Source organism: Streptomyces sp. SD31 (assembly GCF_052068475.1).
Lineage (GTDB): Bacteria > Actinomycetota > Actinomycetes > Streptomycetales > Streptomycetaceae > Streptomyces.
Map to the genome: position 1 here is coordinate 217,016 of NZ_JBQHCX010000008.1, position 24,148 is coordinate 241,163.

Consider the following 24,148-nt stretch of genomic DNA (forward strand, 5'->3'; position numbering starts at 1 on the left):
TGTGGCGCGTCACCTGTGGACACGCCGACGGTCAAGGTTACGGGGCCGCGGCCAGGGGGGTCAAACCGGGCCGGGTCTCAACGGAGTGCGGCCGGTCACAGGGACCGGCCGCACCGCGTATCACTCGTCGGTGAGCGTCACTCGTCGGTGGCGGCAGAGACCGTGGTCTTCTTCGCCGTCGACTTGGCCGCGGCCGTCTTGGCGGTCTTCGCCGCCTTCTTGGCCGTCGCCTTCTTCGCGACGGTCTTCTTGGCCGCGGTCTTCTTGGTGGCGGCCTTCTTCGCCGTGGCCTTCTTGGCCGTCTTGCGGGCCGTCTTCTTGGCCGGAGCCGTCTCCTCGACGCCCTCCTCCGCGGCCGGCGCCTCCGCAGCGGCGCCGGTCTCGGCCTCCGTCGCCGGGACGACCACGACGGCCGCCTCATCGGACGCGGTCGGCGCGGTGGCCTTGCGCACGGCACGGCGGCGCGGACGGGCCGGAGCGGCGCTCTCGGCGACCGCCTCGGCCGGGACCTGATCGGCCTGCTCCGCCGGAGCCGCGGCCGGGGCCTCGGCCTCCGGTGCGGGCGCCGGGGACGCGGCCTCGCTGACCGTGACCACGGCGGCCTCGGCCCCCGCGGGCGACCCGGCGGGCGCGGACACCTTGCGGGTCGCGCGACGACGCGTACGTCCCTTGGGCGCGGCCTCCTCGGCGACCGGAGCGGTGGCCGCGGCCTCGGCGGCCGGAACCTCCGCAGCCGGGGCCTCGGTGACCGGGGCCTCGACGACCGCGTCCTCCACGGCCACGGGCTCGGCCTTCGCCTCGGCGGCCGGCTCCGGCTGCACCGGACGCGCCACCTCCTCGGCGACGGTCACGTCCTGAGCCGTGGGAACCGCCTCGGGCTTCCTGGGCGCACCCGCCGGAGCGGACGCACGCCGACCCCCACGGCGCCGCGAACGACCGCCGCGCGAGGCCGCGGCCTCCGCCTCGGCGACGCTGCTGTACAGCTCCTCGTCCGGCGCGAAGGCCGGCTCGGGCAGCGCGGCGGGCTCGGCGATCTCGGCGGCGACCTCGATCTCGGTCTCCGCCTCCTCCTCGGCCGTCTCGACGGGCTCGACGGCGACGGACGCCTCGTGGACCTGCTCGGGACCGGCACCGGCACGCGCGCGCTTCTTGCGCTTGCCGCCGCCACCGACGGCCGTCGGCTGCTCCATGTGCACGATGACACCGCGACCGTTGCAGTGGACGCAGGTCTCGGAGAACGACTCCAGCAGCCCCTGCCCGACCCGCTTGCGGGTCATCTGCACGAGCCCCAGCGAGGTGACCTCGGCGACCTGGTGCTTGGTCCGGTCCCGGCCCAGGCACTCCAGCAGACGCCGCAGCACCAGGTCCCGGTTGGACTCCAGAACCATGTCGATGAAGTCGATGACGATGATGCCGCCGAGGTCGCGCAGCCGCAGCTGGCGGACGATCTCCTCGGCCGCCTCCAGGTTGTTCCTGGTGACGGTCTCCTCGAGGTTGCCGCCCTGGCCGGTGAACTTGCCGGTGTTGACGTCGACGACGACCATCGCCTCGGTCCGGTCGATCACCAGCGAACCGCCACTGGGCAGCCAGACCTTGCGGTCCAGCGCCTTGGCGAGCTGCTCGTCGATCCGGTACGTGGCGAAGACGTCGACCTCACTGGTCCACTTCTGCAGCCGCTCGGCCAGGTCGGGCGCGACGTGCGAGACGTACCCGTGGACGGTCTCCCAGGCCTCGTCACCGCTGACGACGACCTTGGAGAAGTCCTCGTTGAAGATGTCCCGGACGACCCGGACGGTCATGTCCGGCTCGCCGTACAGCAGCGTCGGCGCGTTGCCGTTCTTGGCCTTCTTCTGGATGTCCTCCCACTGCGCCTGGAGTCGCTCGACATCACGGCGCAGCTCGTCCTCGCTCGCGCCCTCGGCGGCGGTGCGCACGATGACACCCGCGTCCTCGGGGACGATCTTCTTGAGGATGGTCTTCAGCCGGGCCCGCTCGGTGTCGGGCAGCTTCCGGCTGATGCCGGTCATGGAGCCCTCGGGGACGTACACGAGGTAGCGGCCCGGCAGGGATACCTGGCTGGTCAGACGCGCGCCCTTGTGCCCGATCGGGTCCTTGGTGACCTGGACGAGCACGGACTGGCCGGACTTGAGGGCGGACTCGATGCGGCGCGGCCCGTTGGCCATGCCGAGCGCCTCGAAGTTGACCTCACCGGCGTAGAGCACGGCGTTCCGGCCCTTGCCGATGTCGATGAAGGCGGCCTCCATCGACGGCAGCACGTTCTGGACCTTGCCCAGGTAGACGTTGCCGACGTACGAGGTCGACTGCTCCTTGTTGACGTAGTGCTCGACGAGCACGTTGTCCTCGAGGACGCCGATCTGCGTGCGGTCGCCGTACTGACGGACGACCATCACGCGCTCGACGGCCTCGCGGCGGGCGAGGAACTCGGCCTCGGTGATGATCGGCACGCGGCGGCGGCCCTGCTCACGGCCTTCGCGGCGGCGCTGCTTCTTGGCCTCCAGGCGCGTGGAGCCCTTGATGGACTGCACCTCGTCGGACGGCTCGGCCTTCGGGCGGGGCTCGCGGACCTTGACGACGGTGCGCTCGGGGTCGCCCTCGCCGGGCTCGGTGTCGACGCCGGTGTCACCGGCGCGACGGCGACGGCGACGACGGCGCCGGCTGCTGGAGCTGGAACCGCCGCCTTCTTCGGCGTCCGCTTCCTCGGCGTCCTCTTCCTCCTGCTCGGCGGTGTCCTCGGCGTCCTGCGCTGCCTGCGCGGCGGCGAGCTCCTCGCCCTCGCCGTCACCACCCTCGGCGTCCGCGGCCTCACCGCGACGACGACGCCGGCCACCACGCCGACGACGCCGGCGCGACCCGGTCTCCTCGGTCTCTTCGGCCTCGTCGGTCTCTTCGCCCTCGACGACGTCCTCGACGGCCTCTTCGGCTTCCTCGGTCTCGTCCTCGGCGGCGGTCTCGACACCCTGGGCCGCGGCCTCCTCGCCGAACGCGGCGCCCCGGCGCCGACGACGACGCCGCGAGGCGCCCGCCTGCTCCTCCGGGAACTCCTCGACGTCCTCGGTCTCCGCCTCGGCGGCGGCCTCGGCGGCGGCCCGCTGGGGCGTCTGGAACTGCGGCTCGGTGAACACGGGCGCCTGGAACACGGCCACGGCAGGCCGTGCCGGGCGCGGGGTCTCGGGCGTCTCGGAGGCGGAGGCCTGAGCGGGTGCGGCAAATCCGGCAGCGGCCCGCCGGACGACACGACGACGGCGGCGGGGGGCTTCCTCGTCGGCCTCGACGGCGGGTGCCTCGGCGGGCGCTCCGACACCGGTGACCGCGGCGGTCTCCGCCTCGGTACCGGAGGTCACGGGAGTCTCGGCGACGGCGGCCTCGGGTGCCTCAGCGGCCTCGGCGGGCGCGGACACGCGCCGCGTGGAACGGCGCCGGCGACGCGGGGCGGCAGCCTCGGCGGCCTCGCCGGAGTCGGCAGCGGCGGTCGGCGCGGCAGCCTCGACGGGCTCCTCCGCCTCGGTGGAGATCTCGGCACTCACCGTCGCCTCGGCACCGGCGTCAGCCGCCGCAGGGGCGGTGGCCTCGGCAGCGGCGGGGGCAGCGGCGGGCGCGGACACCCGACGCGTGGCACGCCGACGCGTACGACGCGGCGCGGCCTCCTCGGTCGCCTCGGCGCTCTCGGCCGCAGGCTCTTCGGCAGCGGCGGGCACCTCAGCGGCGGCAGGGCTCTCGGCAGCGGGGAGCACGGTCTCGGCCGCCTCCGCCTCCGCCTTCGCCGGAGCACCAGCGGGCGCCGACGCACGACGCACCGCACGCCGACGCGTACGACCGGCGGGCGCGGCCTCCTCGGTCACCTCGGCACTCTCAGCCGCAGGCGCCTCGGCAGCGGCCGGGCTCTCCTCGACGACGGGCGTGGGGGCAGCCGCCGGCACCACGGTCTCGGCCGCCTCGGCAGCCGCGGGTGCCCCGGCGGGCGCGGAGGCACGACGCACCGCACGCCGACGCGTACGACCGGCAGGCGCGGCCTCCACGGTCGCTGCGGCTTCTGCGCTCTCTTCGGCTTCCGCAGCCTCAGAAGTCACCTCGGCCTCGACGGCCTCGATGCTCTCCTCGGCCTCGTCAGTGGGCGTCGCGACATCGGCGGCCTCGGCGACCGGTATGGCCGGCTCGACCACCTCTGTGGGCTGTGCCTCGGCGGCAGCCGTCGGCGGGCCCGCCGGGCGGGACGCCGCGCGGCGCCGACGGCGCGGCGGCAGCGTGTCGCTGGGAGTGTTCAGTTCGGAACCCTCAGTGGGTTCGGTCGGTTCGAGCATGCGGGCGTTTCTCCCGTCAGGCTCCCGGGCGCCGCACCTGGTCCGGCGATATGCCGGTGACGTCCGCGGCTCGCGCATCGCGCGACTGCCGCCGTCCGGGGCGCGGGCGCCGCACGGGAGCTCTCTGTGTCCTGTCTCGCCGGTTCCGTACGCCGAATGCGTACGGCCTGGCGAAAGTCTTCTGGTCGGTGCGCTGCCCGACCCAGGTGGCTCCCGAGTACGAGGGCGACGCTTCGACGTCCGTCCCTACGCGGAACCTTCCTTACGCCGGCGCCGTCGCGGCGGCAGCGGTCTCGGCCTCGGTTGGGGCCGTCGCTGCCTCGCGGTCGGGCGCGAGCGGGTCGGTCACCGTGCCGGTCTCTTCATCGAACAGCCCCTGCGCCAGCCTGGTCACCGCTGCGGGGACCGGCGGCGCCAGGTCGGCCACGGCGCGGAGACCGGACAGGACGTCGTCGGGTCGTACGGCAGGCGTCACGTGCCGAACAACCAGCCGCAGTATCGCACAGGGCTGGTCGGTCGGCCTATCAGCTGCCGAACTGTGTGTTTCTGTTCCGTCGGTGCTTTCGAGGTGGACGACCGCCGGGCGGGCGTCGAACGTGCGCACACCGTTCTTCGTCATGCGCTGTACCTCGACCGCCCCGGCGGCGTTGAAGGCCGCGACCGCGCGCTCGGCGTCCGCCGGGTCCACGCCGTCGAGCCGCAGCTCCCAGACCGACGCCGTGAGCCGGTCGGCGAGCCCGGAGATCCGGGCCTCGACCGCCTCGGTGACGTCGAGCCCGGCGGGCAGCGACTCGTCGAGGAGCACTCTCAACTGCTCCGGATCGCGCGCCTCGGTGAGGGCGATCTCCAGATACTCCGCCTCACTGCCCGTGCCGGTGGGTGCGGCATTGGCGTACGACACCTTCGGATGCGGCGTGAACCCCGCCGAGTACGCCATCGGCACCTCGGCACGGCGCAGCGCACGCTCGAAGGCGCGCTGGAAGTCACGGTGGCTGGTGAACCGGAGGCGGCCGCGCTTGGTGTAGCGCAGTCGGATGCGCTGCACCGCAGGTGCGGGCGGCGGGCCTTCGGGCTGTCGCTTGCCCAGTGTCGTTCAGTCCTTCGTGAGAGCGGTCGTACTGCTACCAAGAGTACGTGTCTCACGGCCCGGAGGTTCCCGCCGGGCCACCGCCTCCCGCTGCTTCGGCTCCCCGAACAGCATCCGCCGGAAGTCGGCCCGCGCCTGCCGCACGGATTCGCGGGCGGCGGTGAGCGCCTGCCGGGTGGCGCGGCCCACACTGCGGGCGGCCTCGGCGACGGGCCGCAGCACCACGTCCCGGACGACGTGTCCGACCGGCGTGAGCACCGTCCGGTACACCCACCGCACCGGCTCCACGAAGATCCACCGGAAGAGGCTCGCGAGGAACCGTCCGACGGCGAGCGAGATCCTCCCGGCGACCCGCCACGCATGCCCGAGCGCGTCCCAGATCTCCCTGCCGACGACGGCGAGCACACGGCCGACGGGCGTCAGCACCCACCGGTACAGGCCCACCGCGGGCAGCACGAACAGCACGCGCACGGTCCAGTACAAGGCGATGCCGATCCCGGTGGCGACCGTGCTCACGAGCCACGCCAGGCCCCGGCCGCACCAGGCGATCGCCCGCCCCACCGGCGCGAGGATCCACTCGTACACCCACAGGGCGGGGACGACGAGGAGATACCGTCCCAGCCACGCCACCGCGCCGAACAGGCCGAGCCCGATCGCGGCGAGTACCGCCCCGAGCCCCCTGAGGACCCACATCACGGCATGCCCGACCGGCGTGAGCACGCGCGCGTAGAGCCACTCCAGCCCGGCCCCGATCCCTCGCGCCAGCCACGCGCACGCGTGCCCGAGGGGAGTCAGCACGTACCGGTACAGCCACACCACCGGTACGACGAAGAGCACGTTCCCCAGCCAGGCGAGCCCCTTCGCGACGGGCACGACGACGTACCGCCACAACGCCACGAAGGGCCACACGAACACCGCCCGCCCGAGCCACAGCAACGCCCGGCCCAGCGGCCGGAGCACCGTGTCGTTCAGGAAGCGCCCGCCGACGACAAGCGCGTCCCACGCCATCCGCACCGGCACGACCAGCACGAGCACGACGATCCGCACCGGGATCCGGATCGCGACGGCCAGGCACCCTTCGGGGTCCTGGCGCTGCGGTGGCGGTTTTTCAAGGTCCATACCGGTCTAGACGCCCCTCTCCGCCGCGCGGATGCAGTCATGCCACGGATCGTTTGAACAGTTCCTGCCGCTGCTCGAGAGCCAAGGCGTTCACTCGGTTCGCGAGGTGGTCCTGGAACGTCCTGTGGATGAAGGCCACTCCGTCCCCCGAGGCCCTCAGGAGGGCACGCTCGCGGGCGAATTCGATGAAGTCCTTCCGGAGGTAGGGAAACGTGTCCCGGGAGAGCAAGGGCATGGCGAGGGCCGTGTAGACGGCGAGAACAGTCGCGAAGAACGAGGAGGCGGACAGGGCCCTGGTCTGCTCCATCGCCGCCCTCAGGAACCTCCTCCCACGGTAGATCTCGTCCATCACCTCGGGCGGCGCTTGGAACAGGAGCCGGAAAGGATCCTTCGGGTAGATCGCCGTGGCCTGGTACTTGTTCATGAGCCACGCCATGAGCAGCAGCCGGCTCTCCACCTGGACCAGGCTGAACCGTGCGGTGGTGTGCCCGCCCCGCAGCGTGCGATCCCGCGTGACCATCCGCTCCAGGAACGCGTCGTAGACCAGTCCCCGGCGCTCCTCGAGGGTCCCGGAGCTGGACACCGAGCCCTCGTCCACGCCGGAGTAGGCGAGCACGGCGATGCCCAGCATCAGCGGAGTGGTCAGCAGCCTGGCGAGCTCGGGGTCGGCCGCCGCGGCCGCGCGCAGCGCCCGCACGGGGGTCCCGGCCTCGTTCAGGAAGGCGTGCACGGCGTGCACGGGCAGCGGTTGCACGGTCACCGCCCCGTTCACCGTCAGCTTGGTCCGCAGGCGACCGTAGTCGGCCAGGCGGCAGGAAAGGGCGAGGAAGCAGTGCGGGTAACCGTCGGCGGAGATGAACTCGTTGATGCGCGCGACGCATTCCTCCTCCTGCTCCGGGTCCACTTCGTCCAACCCGTCGAGCACGAAGCAGAGTCCCCCCTGGTGCAGCAGCACGGACGCGACCGCGGAGGAGACCCGGTACCGGTTGCGCAACTCCGAGATCAGCCACTCCTCCAGCGATCCGCCACGCCAGTTCGTCAGCAGCAGGAAGACCGGCACGGGCGCCTCGGCGTCCGCCTGTGCCTCCTGTACCAGGGCGGCCGTCAGCTCCAGGAGGTGCACCGTCTTTCCGGCGCCGGGCGCACCGAGCACCAGCAGCTGATGGCCGTGCTGCTCGAACACGTCCCGCGTGGTGGTGCCGTCGGGCAGCGACGTGCCCGTGTCGGTCGTCAACTCGCGGGGCCCCCATGGGTCGTGGACCGCGGTCGGGGTGTCCTGCAGGCCGACCTCGATCCGTACGGCGTCGTTCCACCGAAGGGGGAGGTCCCGGGTCCACGTGCTGTGCACGCGTTGGAGCAGCGCCGCGCGTTCGCGTCGGACCTGCTCCTCGCTGAGGTCCTCGGCCGCAGCAGCGGCCTCCACCTTGGCGCGCAGATGGCGGATGTAGAGAGCAACGCATGCGACGACCGAGAGAACGACCAGGACGATCCAGATCGCGCGCGGCGTATCGCCCACCACGGACTTCACCACGTCCGGAAGCAGCCCCGCCGTTGTCTCAAGGGCCACGAACAGCACCGCGACGAGGGCCAGGCCCCCGACGGTCCAGCCCACCCCCGGCTGCCGTGCCCGCCCGCCGACTCGCCTCATCAACGCCCCCCGTGCCACTCCGTCAGCGCCGAAACGATAGCAACGGCCGGTGTTCAGGCCTTCGGTGCTTCGGCGAACCGGTCGGTGCCGCACAGTGGAGAACCTGGGGTACAGGATGCGGTTGATCTACAAGTGGAGCTGCTCGACGATCCCGCTGAGTACGGGTTGCCGGCAGCAACCAGCTGTCTCTTCTGCGGCGGCCCAGTCGCCTTGCCGCCCACGCCGAGCGCCGAGCGCCCTCAGGACGGCAGTCGCTTCTTCTTCGCTGCCGTCCCCCAGAGCCCCCACGATGCGCCTCAACGCCTCACTCACGTCAGTGAGTGTGTCCGCTGGTCGCATCCTTCTTGACCGTCAGCGGCAGCAGCTTCTTCCCGGTCGGCCCGATCTGGATATGCGTGTCCATCTGCGGGCACACCCCACAGTCGAAGCACGGCGTCCACCGGCAGTCCTCCACCTCGGTCTCGTCGAGGGCGTCCTGCCAGTCCTCCCAGAGCCAGTCCTTGTCCAACCCCGAATCCAGGTGGTCCCAGGGCAGGACCTCCTCGTACGTCCGCTCGCGCGTCGTGTACCAGTCGACGTCGACGCCGAAGGGGGCCAGCGCCTTGTCGGCGCAGCTCATCCAGCGGTCGTAGGAGAAGTGCTCGCGCCAGCCGTCGAAGCGGCCGCCGTCCTCGTAGACCGCGCGGATGACCGCGCCGATGCGGCGGTCGCCCCGGGAGAGGAGGCCCTCGACGATGCCGGGCTTGCCGTCGTGGTAGCGGAAGCCGATCGAGCGGCCGTACTTCTTGTCGCCGCGGATCTTGTCGCGGAGCTTTTCGAGACGGGCGTCCGTCTCCTCCGCGGACAGCTGGGGCGCCCACTGGAACGGCGTGTGGGGCTTCGGGACGAAGCCGCCGATCGAGACGGTGCAGCGGATGTCGTTGGAGCGGGAGACCTCGCGGCCCTTCGCGATCACGTTCATCGCCATGTCGGCGATCTGCAGGACGTCGTCGTCGGTCTCCGTCGGCAGGCCGCACATGAAGTACAGCTTCACCTGGCGCCAGCCATTGCCGTACGCCGTCGCGACCGTCCGGATCAGGTCCTCTTCCGAGACCATCTTGTTGATGACCTTGCGCATGCGCTCGGAGCCGCCCTCGGGGGCGAAGGTCAGGCCCGACCTACGGCCGTTCCTCGTCAGCTCGTTCGCCAGGTCGACGTTGAACGCGTCCACGCGGGTGGAGGGGAGGGACAGACCGATCTTGTCCTCCTCGTACCGGTCCGCCAGGCCCTTCGCGATGTCGCCGATCTCGCTGTGGTCGGCCGACGACAACGACAGAAGGCCCACCTCCTCGAAGCCCGTCGCCTTCAGGCCCTTGTCGACCATCTCGCCGATGCCCGTGATCGAGCGCTCACGCACCGGGCGCGTGATCATGCCGGCCTGGCAGAAGCGGCAGCCGCGCGTGCAGCCGCGGAAGATCTCGACCGACATGCGCTCGTGGACCGTCTCGGCGAGCGGAACGAGGGGCTGCTTGGGGTACGGCCACTCGTCCAGGTCCATGACTGTGTGCTTGGACACACGCCACGGGACGCCCGACTTGTTCGGGACGACGCGGGCGATACGGCCGTCGGGGAGGTACTCGACGTCGTAGAACGCCGGGATGTACACCGAGCCGGTCTTCGCGAGGCGGAAGAGGACCTCCTCGCGGCCGCCCGGCTGCCCCTCCGCCTTCCACTCGCGGATGATCTTCGTCATGTCGAGCACGGCCTGCTCACCGTCGCCGATGATCGCCGCGTCGATGAAGTCCGCGATCGGCTCGGGGTTGAAGGCCGCATGGCCGCCGGCCAGCACGATCGGGTCGTCGAGCGTCCGGTCCTTCGACTCCAGCGGGATGCCCGCCAGGTCCAGGGCCGTCAGCATGTTCGTGTAGCCGAGCTCGGTGGAGAAGGACAGGCCGAACACGTCGAAGGCCTTCACCGGCCGGTGGCTGTCCACCGTGAACTGCGGGACGCCCTGCTCGCGCATCAGGGCCTCCAGGTCCGGCCACACGCTGTACGTGCGCTCGGCGAGGACGCCCTCCTGCTCGTTCAGGACCTCGTAGAGGATCATGACGCCCTGGTTGGGCAGGCCGACCTCGTATGCGTCCGGGTACATGAGCGCCCAGCGGACGTCGCATGACTCCCACGGCTTGACCGTGGAGTTGAGCTCTCCGCCGACGTACTGGATCGGCTTCTGCACATGCGGGAGCAGAGCTTCGAGCTGCGGGAACACCGACGCAGCGACTTCGGCAGGCATCTCGCGAACCTTCGTGAGCTGGACTGAACGGACAGGGGTGACCATCTAGCCTAACGCGGCCGCGACCACCCCCCGTACGCCCGGAAGGTCAGAGGGCGTCCGCCTCGCCTTTGATTCCGTCCCAGCGCCCGGGCAGCTCGGCCTCCACGGCCGCCGCCCGCTGCTCCTCACGCCCGTACAGCAGCCCGTACGTGAAGGCGCTCTCCCCCGCCGCGTGCGCCACCGCGGACAACTCGCGCAGGGTCTGGCGGGCCATGACGCTGTCCTGGTGCTCCCCGAGCAGGTTCTGCAAGGACTTCATGGTCTTGGCCAGGGCCTTGGCGGGCTTGCCCAGGGCCGGGGTGGCCGCCTCCGCCGCGTAGCGGGTGCGCTTGGTCTTCTTGCGTGCCTCGTGGATGGCGATGTCCCGGTCGGTGCCCGGCTCCAGCTCCAGGGCCTGCTCGACGAGCGCGGACACCTTGCCGAAGTCCTTGCGTACGGCCTTGGGGAGCGCCTTGTCGGGCTTCTTCCCGGCCGCCTTCAGCAGCGGCGGGTCGGTGAGCACCCCGTCCAGGGTGTCGAGCAGGGCGAGGTAACGGCGGGAGTCGAGGACTCCGATCAGCCGGCCGCTCGCCCCGCCCGGCCTGTCACCCGCCCAGTGGCTCAGCCGCTCGGCGACCGGACCGGAGACCAGCGCGTGGGGCACCTCGTCGAGAGCCGCCGACAGGCGTGCGTTCAGCACCTCCCGGTCCCGGTCCATGCCCAGCTCGCCGGCCAGCCACTTCAGCTCGTCGCCGATCGGGTCGGTGACGGCCCGGTCCAGGACTTTGCCGTACGACTTGAAGGTGCTGCGCAGTCGGCGGGTGGCGACGCGCATGCGGTGCACGGAGTCCTCGATGTCCTGGCGTACGGCCGGGTCGAGCTCGACCATCGCGTCCCGCTGAGCGCGGACGTACGCGAGCACGTGGTCGCCGGCGGTCACGGGGCCGTCGAGCGAAGCGGAGGAACGCTTCTTCTTGGGCGCGGTCTCCGCAAGGGCGCGGGCCAGCTTCGATGAGGACGCGGACGGCCGTACGCCCGCCTTGCGCAGCCGCTTCTCCACCTTGTCGAGGAAGGCCGGGTCACCGCCGTCGGCGAGCTCCACCTCGATCTCGGTCCACTGGGCGTCACCGACGCCGCCGCTGAGCCGCTCGGCGTGCACGGCGTCCACACTGACCTCCGCCAGCAGCCGTCCGTCCGCGTCGAGGAGGTCACGCACGTCACGGTCCGAGCGCAGCCGCACCACGGGCAGCAGTTCGACGTCCCGGACCCGGGAGCGGACCAGAGCGGCGAGCTCGTCGGGGAGAGTGTCGGAGAGCGGGGCGCGGAGCTCGTCGCGGACGCCCTCGGCGACGGGGAACTTCAGGTGCCAGCCTGCGTCCGATCCGCCGGTGCGGCGGCGCAGGGTGATCGAGGACGCGGTGAGGCGTTCGTCCGCGGTGTCGTAGTAGGTGGCGTCCAGGTGGGCCACACCTTTGTCGACGACGGACGCGACCCCGGCGACGCCGGTCAGGTCGGGAAGACCGCCCTGGTCGGATTCGTACTTTCGTTCGATCTCGCGCTTTGTGTCCGCCATGACCCGAATCTAGTGGGAGTTACGACGTGGTGACAGGGCCTACCAGCCATGACCCCCGGGTAAACCAACTCACCCTGGCCAACGGTCACCGCCCACACGGCCCCACCGCCGGAGGCCTACGCGGACATGGGACGCTGCACCCGGATCGACTGCAGCAACCCCACCGCCACCCACACCGCGAACATCGACGACCCCCCGTACGACACGAACGGCAGCGGCAGACCGGTCACCGGCATGATCCCCAGGGTCATCCCGATGTTCTCGAACGACTGGAAGGCGAACCACGCCACGATCCCCGCCGCGACGATCGTCCCGTACAGCTCGGTCGTCTCGCGCGCGATACGGCAGGCCCGCCACAGGATCACGCCGAGAAGCAGGATGATCAGCCCGCCGCCGACGAAGCCCAACTCCTCCCCCGCCACCGTGAAGACGAAGTCGGTCTGCTGCTCCGGCACGAACTGGCCGGTCGTCTGCGAGCCGTGGAACAGCCCCGCGCCCGCCAGCCCGCCCGAACCAATCGCGATGCGGGCCTGGTTGGTGTTGTAGCCGACGCCGGCCGGGTCGAGGCTGGGGTTGGCGAAGGCCGCGAAGCGGGCGATCTGGTAGTCGTCCAGAACACCCAGCTGCCAGACCGCGATGGCGCCCATGGTCCCCGCGCCGATCAGCCCGAAGACCCAGCGGTTGGAGGCCCCGGACGCGAGCAGCACGCCCAGCACGATCACCACCATGACCATGACCGAGCCGAGGTCGGGCATGAGCATCACGATCAGCATCGGTACGGCGGCCAGGCCCAGCGCCTGCACCACCGTGCGATGGTCGGGATACTGCTTGTCCCCCGCGTCCACCCTCGTCGCCAGCAGCATCGCCATGCCCAGGATGATCGTGACCTTCACGAACTCCGAGGGCTGGAGGGAGAAGCCGCCGGGGAGTTTGATCCAGGAGTGGGCGCCGTTGATCGTGGAGCCGAGCGGGGTGAGCACCAGCAGGATCAGGAAGACCGACAGCCCGTACAGGATCGGCACCGCCGTGCGCAGGGTGCGGTGCCCCAGCCAGACCGTGCCGGCCATCAGGGCGAGGCCGATGCCGGTGTTCAGCAGATGCCGGATCAGGAAGTAGTACGGGTCGCCCTGGTTGAGCTCGGTGCGGTTACGGGTCGCCGAGTACACGAGGAGCGAGCCGATCAGCGACAGGGCCGTCGCCGCCAGCAGTATCGGCCAGTCGAGTCGGCGGGCGAGCGAGTCGCGGGCGAACAGACGGGTCCACCCTGCCCGTTCGGGCCCGTACCCGGAGACCTGGAAGCTGTTGACGCCGGTCATGTGAGCAACCTCCGGCTTCCCCGCCTGCGGCTCCTGCCGCGCCTGCGCCGCGTGTCACGGTTCTCCGGCGTGGGCGTCGACACCGTCCCGGCGAGCTGCTGCCCGTCCGGCGCCTTCTCGCCCTCCTGGTTGGCCCGCTGCTCCTTCGCCGGGTCCTTGGAGACCTTCGGCGAGGCGATCGTCCCGTCCGTGCGGACCTTCGGCAGGCTCTTCTGAGGCGTCGGCAGCAGCGCGTTCTTCTTGTTGATCGTGCCGTCGTCGGAGACGCCGTACAGCGCGTCGTAGATGTTGCGTACGGCCGGACCCGAGGCGCCGGAACCCGTACCACCCTGGGAGATCGTCATGACGACCGTGTAGTCCTTGGTGTACGTGGCGAACCACGAGGTCGTCTGCTTGCCGTAGACCTCCGCGGTACCGGTCTTGGCATGCATCGGGATCTTGTCCTGCGGCCAGCCGACATCGGCGAACCGCCAGGCGGCGGTGCCGCGGGTGGCGACGCCGGCGAGGGCGTCGTCCATCTCGGCCAGTGTCTGCCGGCTTATGGGCAGCTTGCCGTGCGACTTGGGCTCGATCTCGTGGACGGTCTTGCCGTCGGCGCTGACGATTGCCTTGCCGACGGTGGGGTCGTACAGGGTGCCGCCGTTGGAGATGGCCGCGTAGATGGTGGCCATCTGGATGGGGGTGACGAGGGTGTCGCCCTGTCCGATGGAGTAGTTGACCGAGTCACCGGCGCGCATCCGGTTGCCTTCGAGGCAGTTCTCGTAGGCAATCTGCTCGGCGTACGAGCCGCCCTTCTTGCCGTACTTGCACCAGGCGTCCTTGTTGGCCTTCCAGTAGTCCTGCTTCCACTTGCGGTCGGGGATACGGCCGGTGACCTCGTTGGGGAGGTCGATGCCGGTCTCCGCGCCGAGGCCGAACTGGTGGGCGGTCTTGTAGAACCAGTCCTTGGCGTTCTTCTTCGGCTTGGTGCCGCCGTCCCGCTTCCACTCCTCGTGCGAGAGGCGGTAGAAGACGGTGTCGCAGGAGACCTCCAGGGCGCGGCCGAGGCTGATCGGGCCGTACCCCTTGGACTCGAAGTTCTTGAAGACCTGGCCGCCGATCGAGTACGAGCTGGAGCATTGGTAGGGGCCGTCGAAGGAGTAGCCCGCGTTGACCGCGGCGGCCGTCGGGACGACCTTGAAGATGGAGCCGGGTGCCGACTGGCCCTGGATCGCGCGGTTGAGCAGCGGGTAGTTGGAGGCTTTGCCGGTGAGCTTCTTGTAGTCCTTGGCGGAGATGCCGCCCACCCAGGCGTTCGGGTCGTAGGTCGGGTTGGACGCCATGGCGACGATGCGGCCGGTCTTGGCCTCCATCACGACGACCGCGCCCGAGTCGGCCTTGTACTTCTCACCCGTGTTGCGGTCCCACTCCTGGCGGGCCTTCTTCATCGCGTCGTTCAGCTCGTACTCGGCGACCCGCTGCACGCGGGCGTCGATGCTGGTGACGAGGTTGGAGCCGGCCTGAGCGGCGTCGGCCTCGGCCTGGCCGATGACCCGGCCGAGGTTGTCGACCTCGTAGCGCGTGACGCCGGCCTTGCCGCGCAGCTCCTTGTCGTACTGGCGCTCCAGGCCGGAGCGGCCGACCTGGTCGGAGCGCAGGTACGGCGAGTCGGTGTCCTGGGCCGCCTGGAGCTCCTCGTCGGTGACCGGTGAGAGGTAGCCGAGGACCTGGGCGGTGTTGGCCTCGCCCGGGCTCGGGTAGCGGCGCAGGGCCTGCGGCTCGGCGGTGATGCCGGGGAAGTCCTCGGCGCGCTCACGGATCTGCAGGGCCTGCTTGGGCGTGGCCTCGTCGGTGATGGGGATCGGCTGGTACGGCGAGCCGTTCCAGCACGGCTGGGGCGTCTCGGCGTCGCACAGCCGGACCTTCTCCATGACCTCCTTGGGGGTCATGCCCAGGACAGCGGCGAGCTTGGTGAGGACGGCCTTGCCGTCGTCCGGCATCTTCAGCAGGTCGGTGCGGGAGGCGGAGACCACCAGCCGTGTCTCGTTGTCGGCGAGCGGCACTCCGCGCGCGTCCAGGATCGAGCCGCGGACGGCGGGCTGGACGACCTGCTGGACGTGGTTGCCGGACGCCTCCTTGGCGTAGGCGTCGCCCTCGCGGATCTGCAGGTACCACAGGCGCCCGCCGAGGGTGCCGAGGAGGGAGAGGACGAGGACTTGGATGACGATGAGCCGGATCTGGACGCGTGGCGTCCGGCCGGTCTCGGGGATGTTGGTCACTGCGGCTGCCTCCCCCTCTCAGTGCGAGTACCAGTGCGGATACGACTGTGTGTGTACGAGTGATGAACGAAGGGCCCGCGAGGCCGAGTTCCGCATGGGCTCACTCGTTCCGGTGAACTCCGCTGCCCTCACAGGCGCTTGACCCCCTTGATGCGCCCGGCGCGTGCCGTCCGCGCCCGCCCGGCCTTCGTCTTCAGGCCGTTCTTCATCCCGCCGAGCCCGCCGCGCTGGCCGCCGATGCGCAGGCCGGTACCGCCGGAGAGCCAGCCCGAGGAGATGCTGGGTTTCTTCGCCTGGGAGTTGGTCTCGGCGAGCGGGTCGTTCTCCGCGCGCCGGGCCAGCGCCATGAGACCGGGCACCACGAACGGCGCCAGCAGCAGGTCGTACAGCGCGGCCGTGAACAGCAGGCTGCCGAGCCCGACATGGCGGGCGGCGGTGTCGCCGACGAGGGCGCCGACACCGGCGTACAGCAAAGTCGCTCCGATCGCGGCGACGACCACGACCACCATCGGTCCGGTGGCCGACTTGAGCCGGCCGTTGTCCGGTTTGACGAGCCCGGCGAGGTAGCCGATCACGCACAGCACCAGCGCATAGCGGCCGGCGGCGTGGTCGGCGGGCGGGGCGAGGTCGGCGAGCAGGCCGGCGCCGAAGCCGACGAGGGCGCCGCCGACATGGCCGTAGACCAGGGCGAGGCCCAGGACGGTGAGGAGCAGCAGGTCGGGGACGGCGCCCGGGAGGTGGAGGCGGGCGAGGACGCTCACCTGGAGCACCAGGGCGACGACGACCAGGGCGGAGGAGAGCAGGATCCGGTTGACGCGCATGTGGCTTCAGCTCCTACTGCTCTTGCTCGTACTGGGACTGGCCGTCGACCGGGGGCACGCCGGACGGCGTGACGGTCACCGTCACGGTAGGCGTGGGGGTCGGCTCGGGCTTGTCGGGGAGCACCGTGTCGCGCGGGTCCTTCGCGGGGGCCTGGACGACGACGCCGACGATGTCGAGCTTGCTGAAGCCGACGTACGGCGTGACATACAGGGTGCGGGTGAGGTTGCCGCCGGACGGGTCGACGCGGGAGACGACACCGACGGGGACGCCGGGAACGAAGGGCTTGTCGGCCTGGGAGCCGAAGGTGACGAGACGGTCGCCCTTCTTCACCTCGGCCTTGCCGTTGAGGAGTTCGACGCGCAGCGGGCGGTCGCCCTGGCCGGAGGCGAAGCCGAGCTCGTCGCTGGCCTCCATGCGGGTGCCGACGGTGAAGTCGGGGTCGTTGGCGAGGAGCACGGTCGCGGTGTTCGGGCCGACGGTGGTGACCCGCCCGACCAGCCCGTCCCCGTTCAGGACCGTCATGTCGCGCTGGATGCCGTCGTTCGCGCCGGCGTCGATGGTGATCGTCCAGGAGAAGCCCTGGGCCGCTCCTATGGCGATGACCTCGGCGCCCTTGATGCCGTACTGGCCCTGGCCCGCGATCTTCAGCATCTTGTCCAGCTGCCGTAGCCGGCTGCGGTCGCGGTCGTCGCTGCCGAGCTTCGCCTTGAGGGCGGCGTTCTCCTGTTCCAGCCGGGCGAGCCGGTCGTGGCGCTCGCCGGAGTCGCGGATCGCGGCGACCGCGTTGCCCACCGGGTCGACCGCCGAGGAGACGCCGTTCTCGATCGGGCCGAAGACCGTGGCGGCGGCGGACCGGGCGCCGTCGACAGGGGAATCCTCACCACCGCGGATGTCCACCGTGATCAGCGCGAACGCGATGGCGACCAGCAGCACCAGGAGCAGCCGGCTCTCTCGTGTGTCCCTCACGTGCGGCGGCCGTGCCCTTCCTCATAGGAATTGCGGAAAACCCCTGGGAAACCCGAAGGGTTCTGTATACGGAGTTTGTCTGCGGAGCTTGTACGCAGAGCTGGTATGCGGAGCTTGTATGCGAAGGTTTCGAGGCTCTTCCGGGAGCTTATGCCTCTATATCAACGATCCGCCGTACGAGAGGAGATCATCCCGTACGGCGGAATCGAAGAGTTACGTCATCTGCGCGGCTGGGCGTCCAGCACCTGCTGCAACGCCTCGAACTCCTCGACGCACTTGCCGGAGCCGAGCGCCACGCTGTCCAGCGGGTCCTCGGCGATGTGGATCGGCATGCCGGTCTCGCGGCGCAGGCGCTCGTCGAGGCCGCGCAGCAGGGCGCCGCCGCCGGTCAGAACGATTCCTCGGTCCATGATGTCGCCGGACAGCTCCGGCGGGCACTTGTCGAGGGTCGTCTTCACGGCGTCCACGATCGAGTTGACCGGCTCCTCGATCGCCTTGCGCACCTCGGCCGCGGAGATGACGACGGTCTTCGGCAGCCCGGAGACGAGGTCCCGGCCGCGGATTTCGGTGTGTTCGTCAGCGTCGAGGTCGTACGCCGAACCGACCGTGATCTTGATCTGCTCGGCCGTGCGCTCACCCAGCAGGAGGGAGTACTCCTTCTTGATGTGCTGGATGATCGCATTGTCCAGCTCGTCGCCCGCGACGCGGATGGACTGGGCGGTGACGATGCCGCCGAGGGAGATGACCGCGACCTCCGTGGTGCCGCCGCCGATGTCGACCACCATGTTGCCCGTGGCCTCGTGGACCGGCAGGCCGGAGCCGATGGCCGCGGCCATGGGCTCCTCGATGATGTGCACTTGGCGGGCGCCGGCCTGGGACGACGCCTCGATGACGGCGCGGCGCTCGACGCCGGTGATGCCGGAGGGCACACAGACGACGACCCGCGGACGAGCCAGATACCGCCGCTTGTGGATCTTCAGAATGAAGTAGCGGAGCATCCGCTCGGTGATCTCGAAGTCGGCGATCACGCCGTCCTTCAGCGGACGAACGGCAACGATGTTGCCGGGCGTGCGCCCGATCATCTTCTTCGCTTCGGCACCGACCGCGAGGATGCCACCGGTGTTGGTGTTGATCGCGACGACGGACGGCTCGTTGAGTACGATCCCGCGACCCCTGACGTACACCAGCGTGTTGGCGGTCCCGAGGTCGACAGCCATGTCACGGCCGATGAACGACATTGAGTTCCCCATCAGGATTCGTCTGGCCTTCCTGGGAGCTTTTGACGGCTTTTCAGGTCGGCGAAGTGGGTGCTGTGACGTGAAGGCTTCCATCGTAGACGCGCCTTCGCGAACACTGCGGGAGGGTCTTCGCCATTGTCATCAGATGGCGAGTCGCCCCGCTTGTGGAGACGGGCCATCGGGGGCACTCGTTCCCTCGATCGCCGCGCATATGCACTCGGGTGCGGAGACGTCAGTCCCCACACCCTTTCTGGTCAACCGCCGCAGGCGCTATGCGCGGCCCGGAAAGAAGATTTTCACCTCGCGCTCGGCGGACTCCTCGGAGTCGGAGGCGTGGATGAGGTTCTCGCGGACGATCACACCGTAGTCACCGCGGATGGAGCCCGGCGCGGCGGCGATCGGGTCGGTCGGGCCGGCGAGCTGACGCAGCCCCTCGATGACCCGCTCGCCCTCGACGATCAGCGCGACGACCGGGCCGGAGGCCATGAACTCAACCAGCGGCTCGTAGAAGGGCTTGCCCTTGTGCTCGCCGTAGTGCTGCTCCAGCGTCTCCTGGTCCAGCGTGCGCAGCTCCAGCGCGGTGATCTGCCAGCCGGCCTTGCGCTCGATACGGCTGATGATCTCGCCGGTCAGGCCTCGACGAACGGCGTCGGGCTTGAGGAGGACGAGGGTGCGCTGGCTCACGGAGGGCTCCTTCTTACTGCCGGGGTGCGGTGGGATGAGGTTACAGGGCGTGTCCAGGAGCTCGTTACGCAGTGTCAGCTTGCGCTCGGGGGCACTCAGGCGTATTCAGGCGCCGGACGGGCTGCCTTCGCCGGCCTGCGCCGCGAATCTCGCCTTCGCCTCGTCGACCTTCCGGCCGAAGTGCACCGACGCCCACCACAGCGCCGCGAAGACCGCGCCCAGGAAGAACATCGTGGGGACGACGAAACCGGAGGCGATCAGGGCGATCTGCAGGGCCCAGCCGAGGGCGACGCCGCCGGGCCGGGTCACCAGGCCGCACAGCAGCACGCACAGGAACATCGCGATGCCGCTGACCGTCCACACCGTCGACATGGACAGGTCGGGATCCTTCATGGCGACCAGACCGGCGAAGCCGATGACGAAGAACTCGCCGATCAGGGTCGATGAACAGAGCGTACGCATCCTTGGACTCAGCCCTTCCCCAGCAGCAGCCGGGCTTCGCCGACCGTGATGACGGACCCGGTGACCAGCACACCGCCGCCCGCGAACTCGCCCTCCTCCTCGGCCAGCGTGATCGCGGCCTCCAGGGCGTCCGGCAACCGCGGCTCCACCTGCACGCGTTCGTCACCGAACACCTCGACGGCGATGGCCGCGAGTTCGTCGGCGTCCATCGCACGGTGCGAGGAGTTCTGCGTGACGACGACCTCGGCGAAGATCGGCTCGAAGGCTTCAAGGAGCCCCCGCACGTTCTTGTCGCCGCTCGCGCCGACGACCCCGATCAGCCGGCTGAAGTCGAAGGCCTCCCCGACCGCCTCGGCGGTGACCCGCGCGCCGGCCGGGTTGTGGGCCGCGTCGAGCACCACGGTCGGCGACCGCCGTACGACCTCCATCCGCCCCGGCGAGGCGACGGCGGCGAAGGCCTTGCGGACGGTGTCGATGTCGAGCGGCTCGGCCCGCGCGGCGCCGACGCCGAAGAACGCCTCCACGGCGGCGAGAGCGACGGCGGCGTTGTGCGCCTGGTGCGCGCCGTGCAGCGGCAGATACACCTCGGTGTACTCACCGCCCAGCCCACGCAGGGTCACCAGCTGCCCGCCGACGGCGACCTGCCGCGACACGACACCGAACTCGAGCCCCTCGCGAGCCACGGTCGCGTCGACCTCGACGGCCTTCTTCAGCAGCACCTGCGCCGCGTCCACCGGCTGCTGCGCCATGATCACGGTGGCGTCCTGCTTGACGATGCCGGCCTTCTCGGCGGCGATCTCGCCGGGAGTCTCGCCGAGCCGGTCGGTGTGGTCGAGGTCTATGGGCGTCACGACGGCGACATCACCGTCGATGACGTTCGTGGCATCCCAGGAGCCGCCCATGCCCACTTCCACGACGGCCACATCGACGGGCGCGTCCGCGAAGGCCGCGTACGCCATGCCCGTGAGCACCTCGAAGAAGGACAGGCGGTACTCCTGCGAGGCGTCGACCATCTCGATGTACGGCTTGATGTCGTGGTACGTCTCGATGAAGCGCTCGGCGGAGATCGCGGCGCCGTCCAGGCTGATCCGCTCGGTGATCGACTGGACGTGCGGTGAGGTGTAACGGCCGGTGCGCAGCTCGAAGGCGCCGAGGAGCGCCTCGATCATGCGGGCGGTGGACGTCTTGCCGTTGGTGCCGGTGATGTGGATCGAGGGGTACGACCGCTGCGGCTCGCCCAGCACGTCCATGAGCGCGGCGATGCGGGCGACCGACGGCTCCAGCTTGGTCTCGCCCCAGCGGGTGGCGAGCTCCGCCTCGACCTCGCGCAGCGCCTTGTCGACCTCGGGGTCCTCGGGACGCGCGGGCACGTCGGCGCTCGGCGGGCCGCCCTGGGTGCGCAGGGTGCGGCTGCCGGCCTCGATGACCGCGAGGTCGGGGTCGCGGTCTGTTTCGGCCGCGATGATCTCTTCGAAGGAGTCGAGGGGGTCGGGCTCGTTCTGGTCGCTCACGAGGTCAGTCTACGGAGGGGGACTGACAGAGTGCCCATGGAGTGGGGTGGTGCGGAATGTCGGGCGGCTGCGGGGCGTTTGTGGCTGGTCGCGCCCACGCGGCGGAGCCGCATATCGATACAGCCCCGCGCCCCTAGGGACGCCCAGGCCCCCGGCACCTTCATAGCACCGGGGGCCTTCATGGACGTACAAACGCCTACGCCTGCGGCAGCCTCTCCAGCTGCGCCTTGATCCGCGCGATGTCCTCGTCCGCCTTGGCGAGCCGCCCGCGGATCTTCTCCACCACCTGGTCCGGCGCCTTCGCCAGGAACGCCTCGTTGCCGAGCTTGGCCGTGGCCTGGGCCTTCTCCTTCTCGGCCGCTGCCAGGTCCTTCGCGAGGCGCTTGCGCTCCGCCGCGACATCGATCGCGCCGGACAGGTCCAGGGCGACCTCCGCGCCCGCCACCGGCAGCGTCGCCGTGGCCGTGAAGGCGTCGCCCTCCGGCTGCAGGCGCAGCAGCTGGCGGATGGCCGGCTCGTGCGGGGCGAGTGCGGTGCCGTCCAGGGCCAGGCGGGCCGGGACGCGCTGGCCCGGCTGCAGGCCCTGGTCGGCGCGGAAGCGGCGGACCTCGGTGATGACCTGCTGGAGGACGGCGATCTCCTGCTCTGCCGCCGAGTCCCTGAAGCCGCTGTCCTTCGGCCAGTCGGCGATCACGATCGACTCGCCGCCCGTGAGGGTGGTCCAGAGAGTCTCCGTGACGAACGGGACCACCGGGTGCAGCAGCTTGAGGGTGACGTCGAGGACCTCGCCCAGGACGCGCTTGCTGACCTCGGCCGCCTCGCCGCCCGCCTGGAACGTCGTCTTGGACAGCTCGACGTACCAGTCGAAGACCTCGTCCCACGCGAAGTGGAACAGCGCGTCCGACAGCTTGGCGAACTGGAAGTCGTCGTAGAACGCGTCGACTTCGGCGACGACCGAGTTCAGCCTCGACAGAATCCAGCGGTCCGTCGACGACATCTTCGACGGGTCCGGCAGGGGCCCGTCCACCGTCGCGCCGTTCATCAGCGCGAAGCGCGTGGCGTTCCAGATCTTGTTGGCGAAGTTGCGGGAGCCCTGGACCCAGTCCTCGCCGATCGGGACGTCGACGCCGGGGTTCGCACCGCGGGCGAGGGTGAACCTCAGCGCATCGCTGCCGTACTTGTCCATCCAGTCCAGCGGGTTGACCGCGTTGCCGAAGGACTTCGACATCTTCTTGCCGAACTGGTCGCGGACCATGCCGTGCAGGGCGATGGTGTGGAACGGCGGGGTGCCGTCCATCGCGTACAGGCCGAACATCATCATCCGGGCGACCCAGAAGAAGAGGATGTCGTAGCCGGTGACCAGGACGGAGTTCGGGTAGAACTTCGCGAGCGACTCGGTCCGGTCGGGCCAGCCGAGGGTCGAGAAGGGCCACAGGCCGGAGGAGAACCAGGTGTCGAGGACGTCGGTGTCCTGACGCCAGCCCTCACCGCTCGGCGGCTCCTCGTCGGGACCGACGCAGACGACCTCGCCGTTCGGGCCGTACCAGACCGGAATGCGGTGACCCCACCACAACTGCCGTGAAATGCACCAGTCGTGGAGGTTGTCAACCCAGTCGAAGTACCGCTTCTCCATCTCCTGCGGATGGATCTTGACCTTGCCCTCGCGGACCGCGTCGCCGGCCGCCTTCGCCAGCGGGCCGACCTTGACCCACCACTGCATGGACAGGCGCGGCTCGATGGTGGTCTTGCAGCGCGAGCAGTGGCCGACGGAGTGGACGTACGGCCGCTTCTCCGCGACGATCCGGCCCTCGGCGCGCAACGCGCCGACGATGGCCGAGCGGGCTTCGAGGCGGTCCAGACCCTGGAAGGGGCCGTGGGCGGTGATGACCGCGTGCTCGTCCATGATGGTCAGGGACGGCAGGTCGTGCCGCTGGCCGATCTCGAAGTCGTTCGGGTCGTGGGCCGGGGTGACCTTGACGGCGCCGGTGCCGAACTCGGGGTCGACGTGCTCGTCGGCGACGACGGGGATACGGCGGCCGGTGAGCGGCAGCTCGATGTCACGGCCGACGAGATGGCGGTAGCGCTCGTCCTCGGGGTGGACGGCGATGGCGGTGTCACCGAGCATCGTCTCGGCGCGGGTCGTCGCCACGACGATGGCGTCGTCGCCGTCGCCGTACCGGATGGAGACGAGCTCGCCGTCGTCGTCCTGGTACTCGACCTCGATGTCGGAGATGGCCGTAAGACACCGGGGGCACCAGTTGATGATGCGCTCGGCGCGGTAGATCAGCTCGTCGTCGTAGAGCCGCTTGAAGATGGTCTGGACGGCCTGGGAGAGACCCTCGTCCATGGTGAAGCGCTCGCGCGACCACGCGACGCCGTCACCGAGGCGGCGCATCTGGCCGGAGATCTGCCCGCCGGACTCGCCCTTCCACTGCCAGACCCGCTCGACGAACGCCTCCCGGCCCAGGTCGTGCCGGGACTTGCCCTCCTTGCCGAGCTCACGCTCGACGACGTTCTGCGTGGCGATACCGGCGTGGTCCATACCCGGCTGCCACAGCGTCTCGTAACCCTGCATGCGCTTACGGCGCGTGAGGGCGTCGATGAGGGTGTGCTCGAAGGCGTGCCCGAGGTGCAGGCTGCCCGTGACGTTCGGCGGCGGGATGACGATGGTGTACGGCGGCTTGTCGCTCTTCTCGTCCGCCTCGAAGTAACCCCGCTCCACCCAGCGCTCGTACAGCGGCCCCTCTACGTCGGCCGGCGCGTACTGGGTCGGCAGTTCGGTGTCGGGCGCTGGTGGCTGCTGCTGAGCGTTCTCGGTCACCCGCTCAGTTTAGGGGTGTCCCGGGCGTGTC

The 24,148-nt window shown here is 70.3% G+C and carries 15 protein-coding genes; all 15 read right to left on the reverse strand.

Annotation, left to right across the window (positions count from 1 at the left end; genetic code table 11):
* Positions 1 to 137: 137 nt before the first annotated feature.
* Complete coding sequence (locus ACTMVF_RS19085) at positions 138 to 4,319, reverse strand: Rne/Rng family ribonuclease (RefSeq protein ID WP_441272258.1); 4,182 nt, start codon at positions 4,317 to 4,319, stop codon at positions 138 to 140.
* Positions 4,320 to 4,581: 262 nt separating this feature from the next.
* Positions 4,582 to 5,364 (reverse strand): TIGR03936 family radical SAM-associated protein, encoded by a 783-nt coding sequence (locus ACTMVF_RS19090; protein WP_441272259.1) that lies wholly within the window; start codon positions 5,362 to 5,364, stop codon positions 4,582 to 4,584.
* Between the two features lie 48 nt (positions 5,365 to 5,412).
* Positions 5,413 to 6,525: a hypothetical protein gene (locus ACTMVF_RS19095; protein ID WP_441272260.1), complete on the reverse strand. Its 1,113-nt coding sequence runs from the start codon at positions 6,523 to 6,525 to the stop codon at positions 5,413 to 5,415.
* Positions 6,526 to 6,562: 37 nt separating this feature from the next.
* A complete protein-coding gene (locus ACTMVF_RS19100) occupies positions 6,563 to 8,173 on the reverse strand; it encodes an NACHT domain-containing protein (RefSeq protein WP_441272261.1) in 1,611 nt (536 codons plus the stop codon).
* A gap of 313 nt (positions 8,174 to 8,486) precedes the next feature.
* Positions 8,487 to 10,445: a TIGR03960 family B12-binding radical SAM protein gene (locus ACTMVF_RS19105; RefSeq protein WP_441272262.1), complete on the reverse strand. Its 1,959-nt coding sequence runs from the start codon at positions 10,443 to 10,445 to the stop codon at positions 8,487 to 8,489.
* An 88-nt stretch (positions 10,446 to 10,533) separates the two neighbouring features.
* Positions 10,534 to 12,039, reverse strand: a complete 1,506-nt coding sequence (locus ACTMVF_RS19110; RefSeq protein WP_441272263.1) for a CYTH and CHAD domain-containing protein — start codon at positions 12,037 to 12,039, stop codon at positions 10,534 to 10,536.
* Between the two features lie 116 nt (positions 12,040 to 12,155).
* Entirely contained in the window at positions 12,156 to 13,355 is a 1,200-nt protein-coding gene (rodA, locus tag ACTMVF_RS19115) for a rod shape-determining protein RodA (RefSeq protein ID WP_441272264.1), read from the reverse strand.
* The gene (gene mrdA, locus ACTMVF_RS19120) at positions 13,352 to 15,613 is read right to left on the reverse strand and encodes a penicillin-binding protein 2 (RefSeq protein WP_441272265.1); all 2,262 of its coding nucleotides are present in this window, start codon (positions 15,611 to 15,613) and stop codon (positions 13,352 to 13,354) included. The genes rodA and mrdA overlap by 4 nt, the downstream gene beginning before the upstream one ends.
* Before the next feature lie 128 nt (positions 15,614 to 15,741).
* Entirely contained in the window at positions 15,742 to 16,434 is a 693-nt protein-coding gene (mreD, locus tag ACTMVF_RS19125; protein ID WP_441272266.1) for a rod shape-determining protein MreD, read from the reverse strand.
* A gap of 13 nt (positions 16,435 to 16,447) precedes the next feature.
* A complete protein-coding gene (gene mreC, locus ACTMVF_RS19130) occupies positions 16,448 to 17,401 on the reverse strand; it encodes a rod shape-determining protein MreC (RefSeq protein WP_441272267.1) in 954 nt (317 codons plus the stop codon).
* A 218-nt stretch (positions 17,402 to 17,619) separates the two neighbouring features.
* Complete coding sequence (locus ACTMVF_RS19135) at positions 17,620 to 18,639, reverse strand: rod shape-determining protein (protein WP_062720616.1); 1,020 nt, start codon at positions 18,637 to 18,639, stop codon at positions 17,620 to 17,622.
* Between the two features lie 270 nt (positions 18,640 to 18,909).
* Positions 18,910 to 19,323: a nucleoside-diphosphate kinase gene (ndk, locus tag ACTMVF_RS19140; RefSeq protein WP_128428483.1), complete on the reverse strand. Its 414-nt coding sequence runs from the start codon at positions 19,321 to 19,323 to the stop codon at positions 18,910 to 18,912.
* A 105-nt stretch (positions 19,324 to 19,428) separates the two neighbouring features.
* On the reverse strand, positions 19,429 to 19,785 hold the full coding sequence (locus ACTMVF_RS19145) for a DUF4233 domain-containing protein (RefSeq protein WP_441272268.1): 357 nt from the start codon (positions 19,783 to 19,785) through the stop codon (positions 19,429 to 19,431).
* A gap of 8 nt (positions 19,786 to 19,793) precedes the next feature.
* Complete coding sequence (gene folC, locus ACTMVF_RS19150) at positions 19,794 to 21,296, reverse strand: bifunctional tetrahydrofolate synthase/dihydrofolate synthase (RefSeq protein ID WP_441272269.1); 1,503 nt, start codon at positions 21,294 to 21,296, stop codon at positions 19,794 to 19,796.
* A gap of 196 nt (positions 21,297 to 21,492) precedes the next feature.
* The gene (locus ACTMVF_RS19155; protein WP_441272270.1) at positions 21,493 to 24,117 is read right to left on the reverse strand and encodes a valine--tRNA ligase; all 2,625 of its coding nucleotides are present in this window, start codon (positions 24,115 to 24,117) and stop codon (positions 21,493 to 21,495) included.
* Between the last annotated feature and the right edge of the window lie 31 nt (positions 24,118 to 24,148).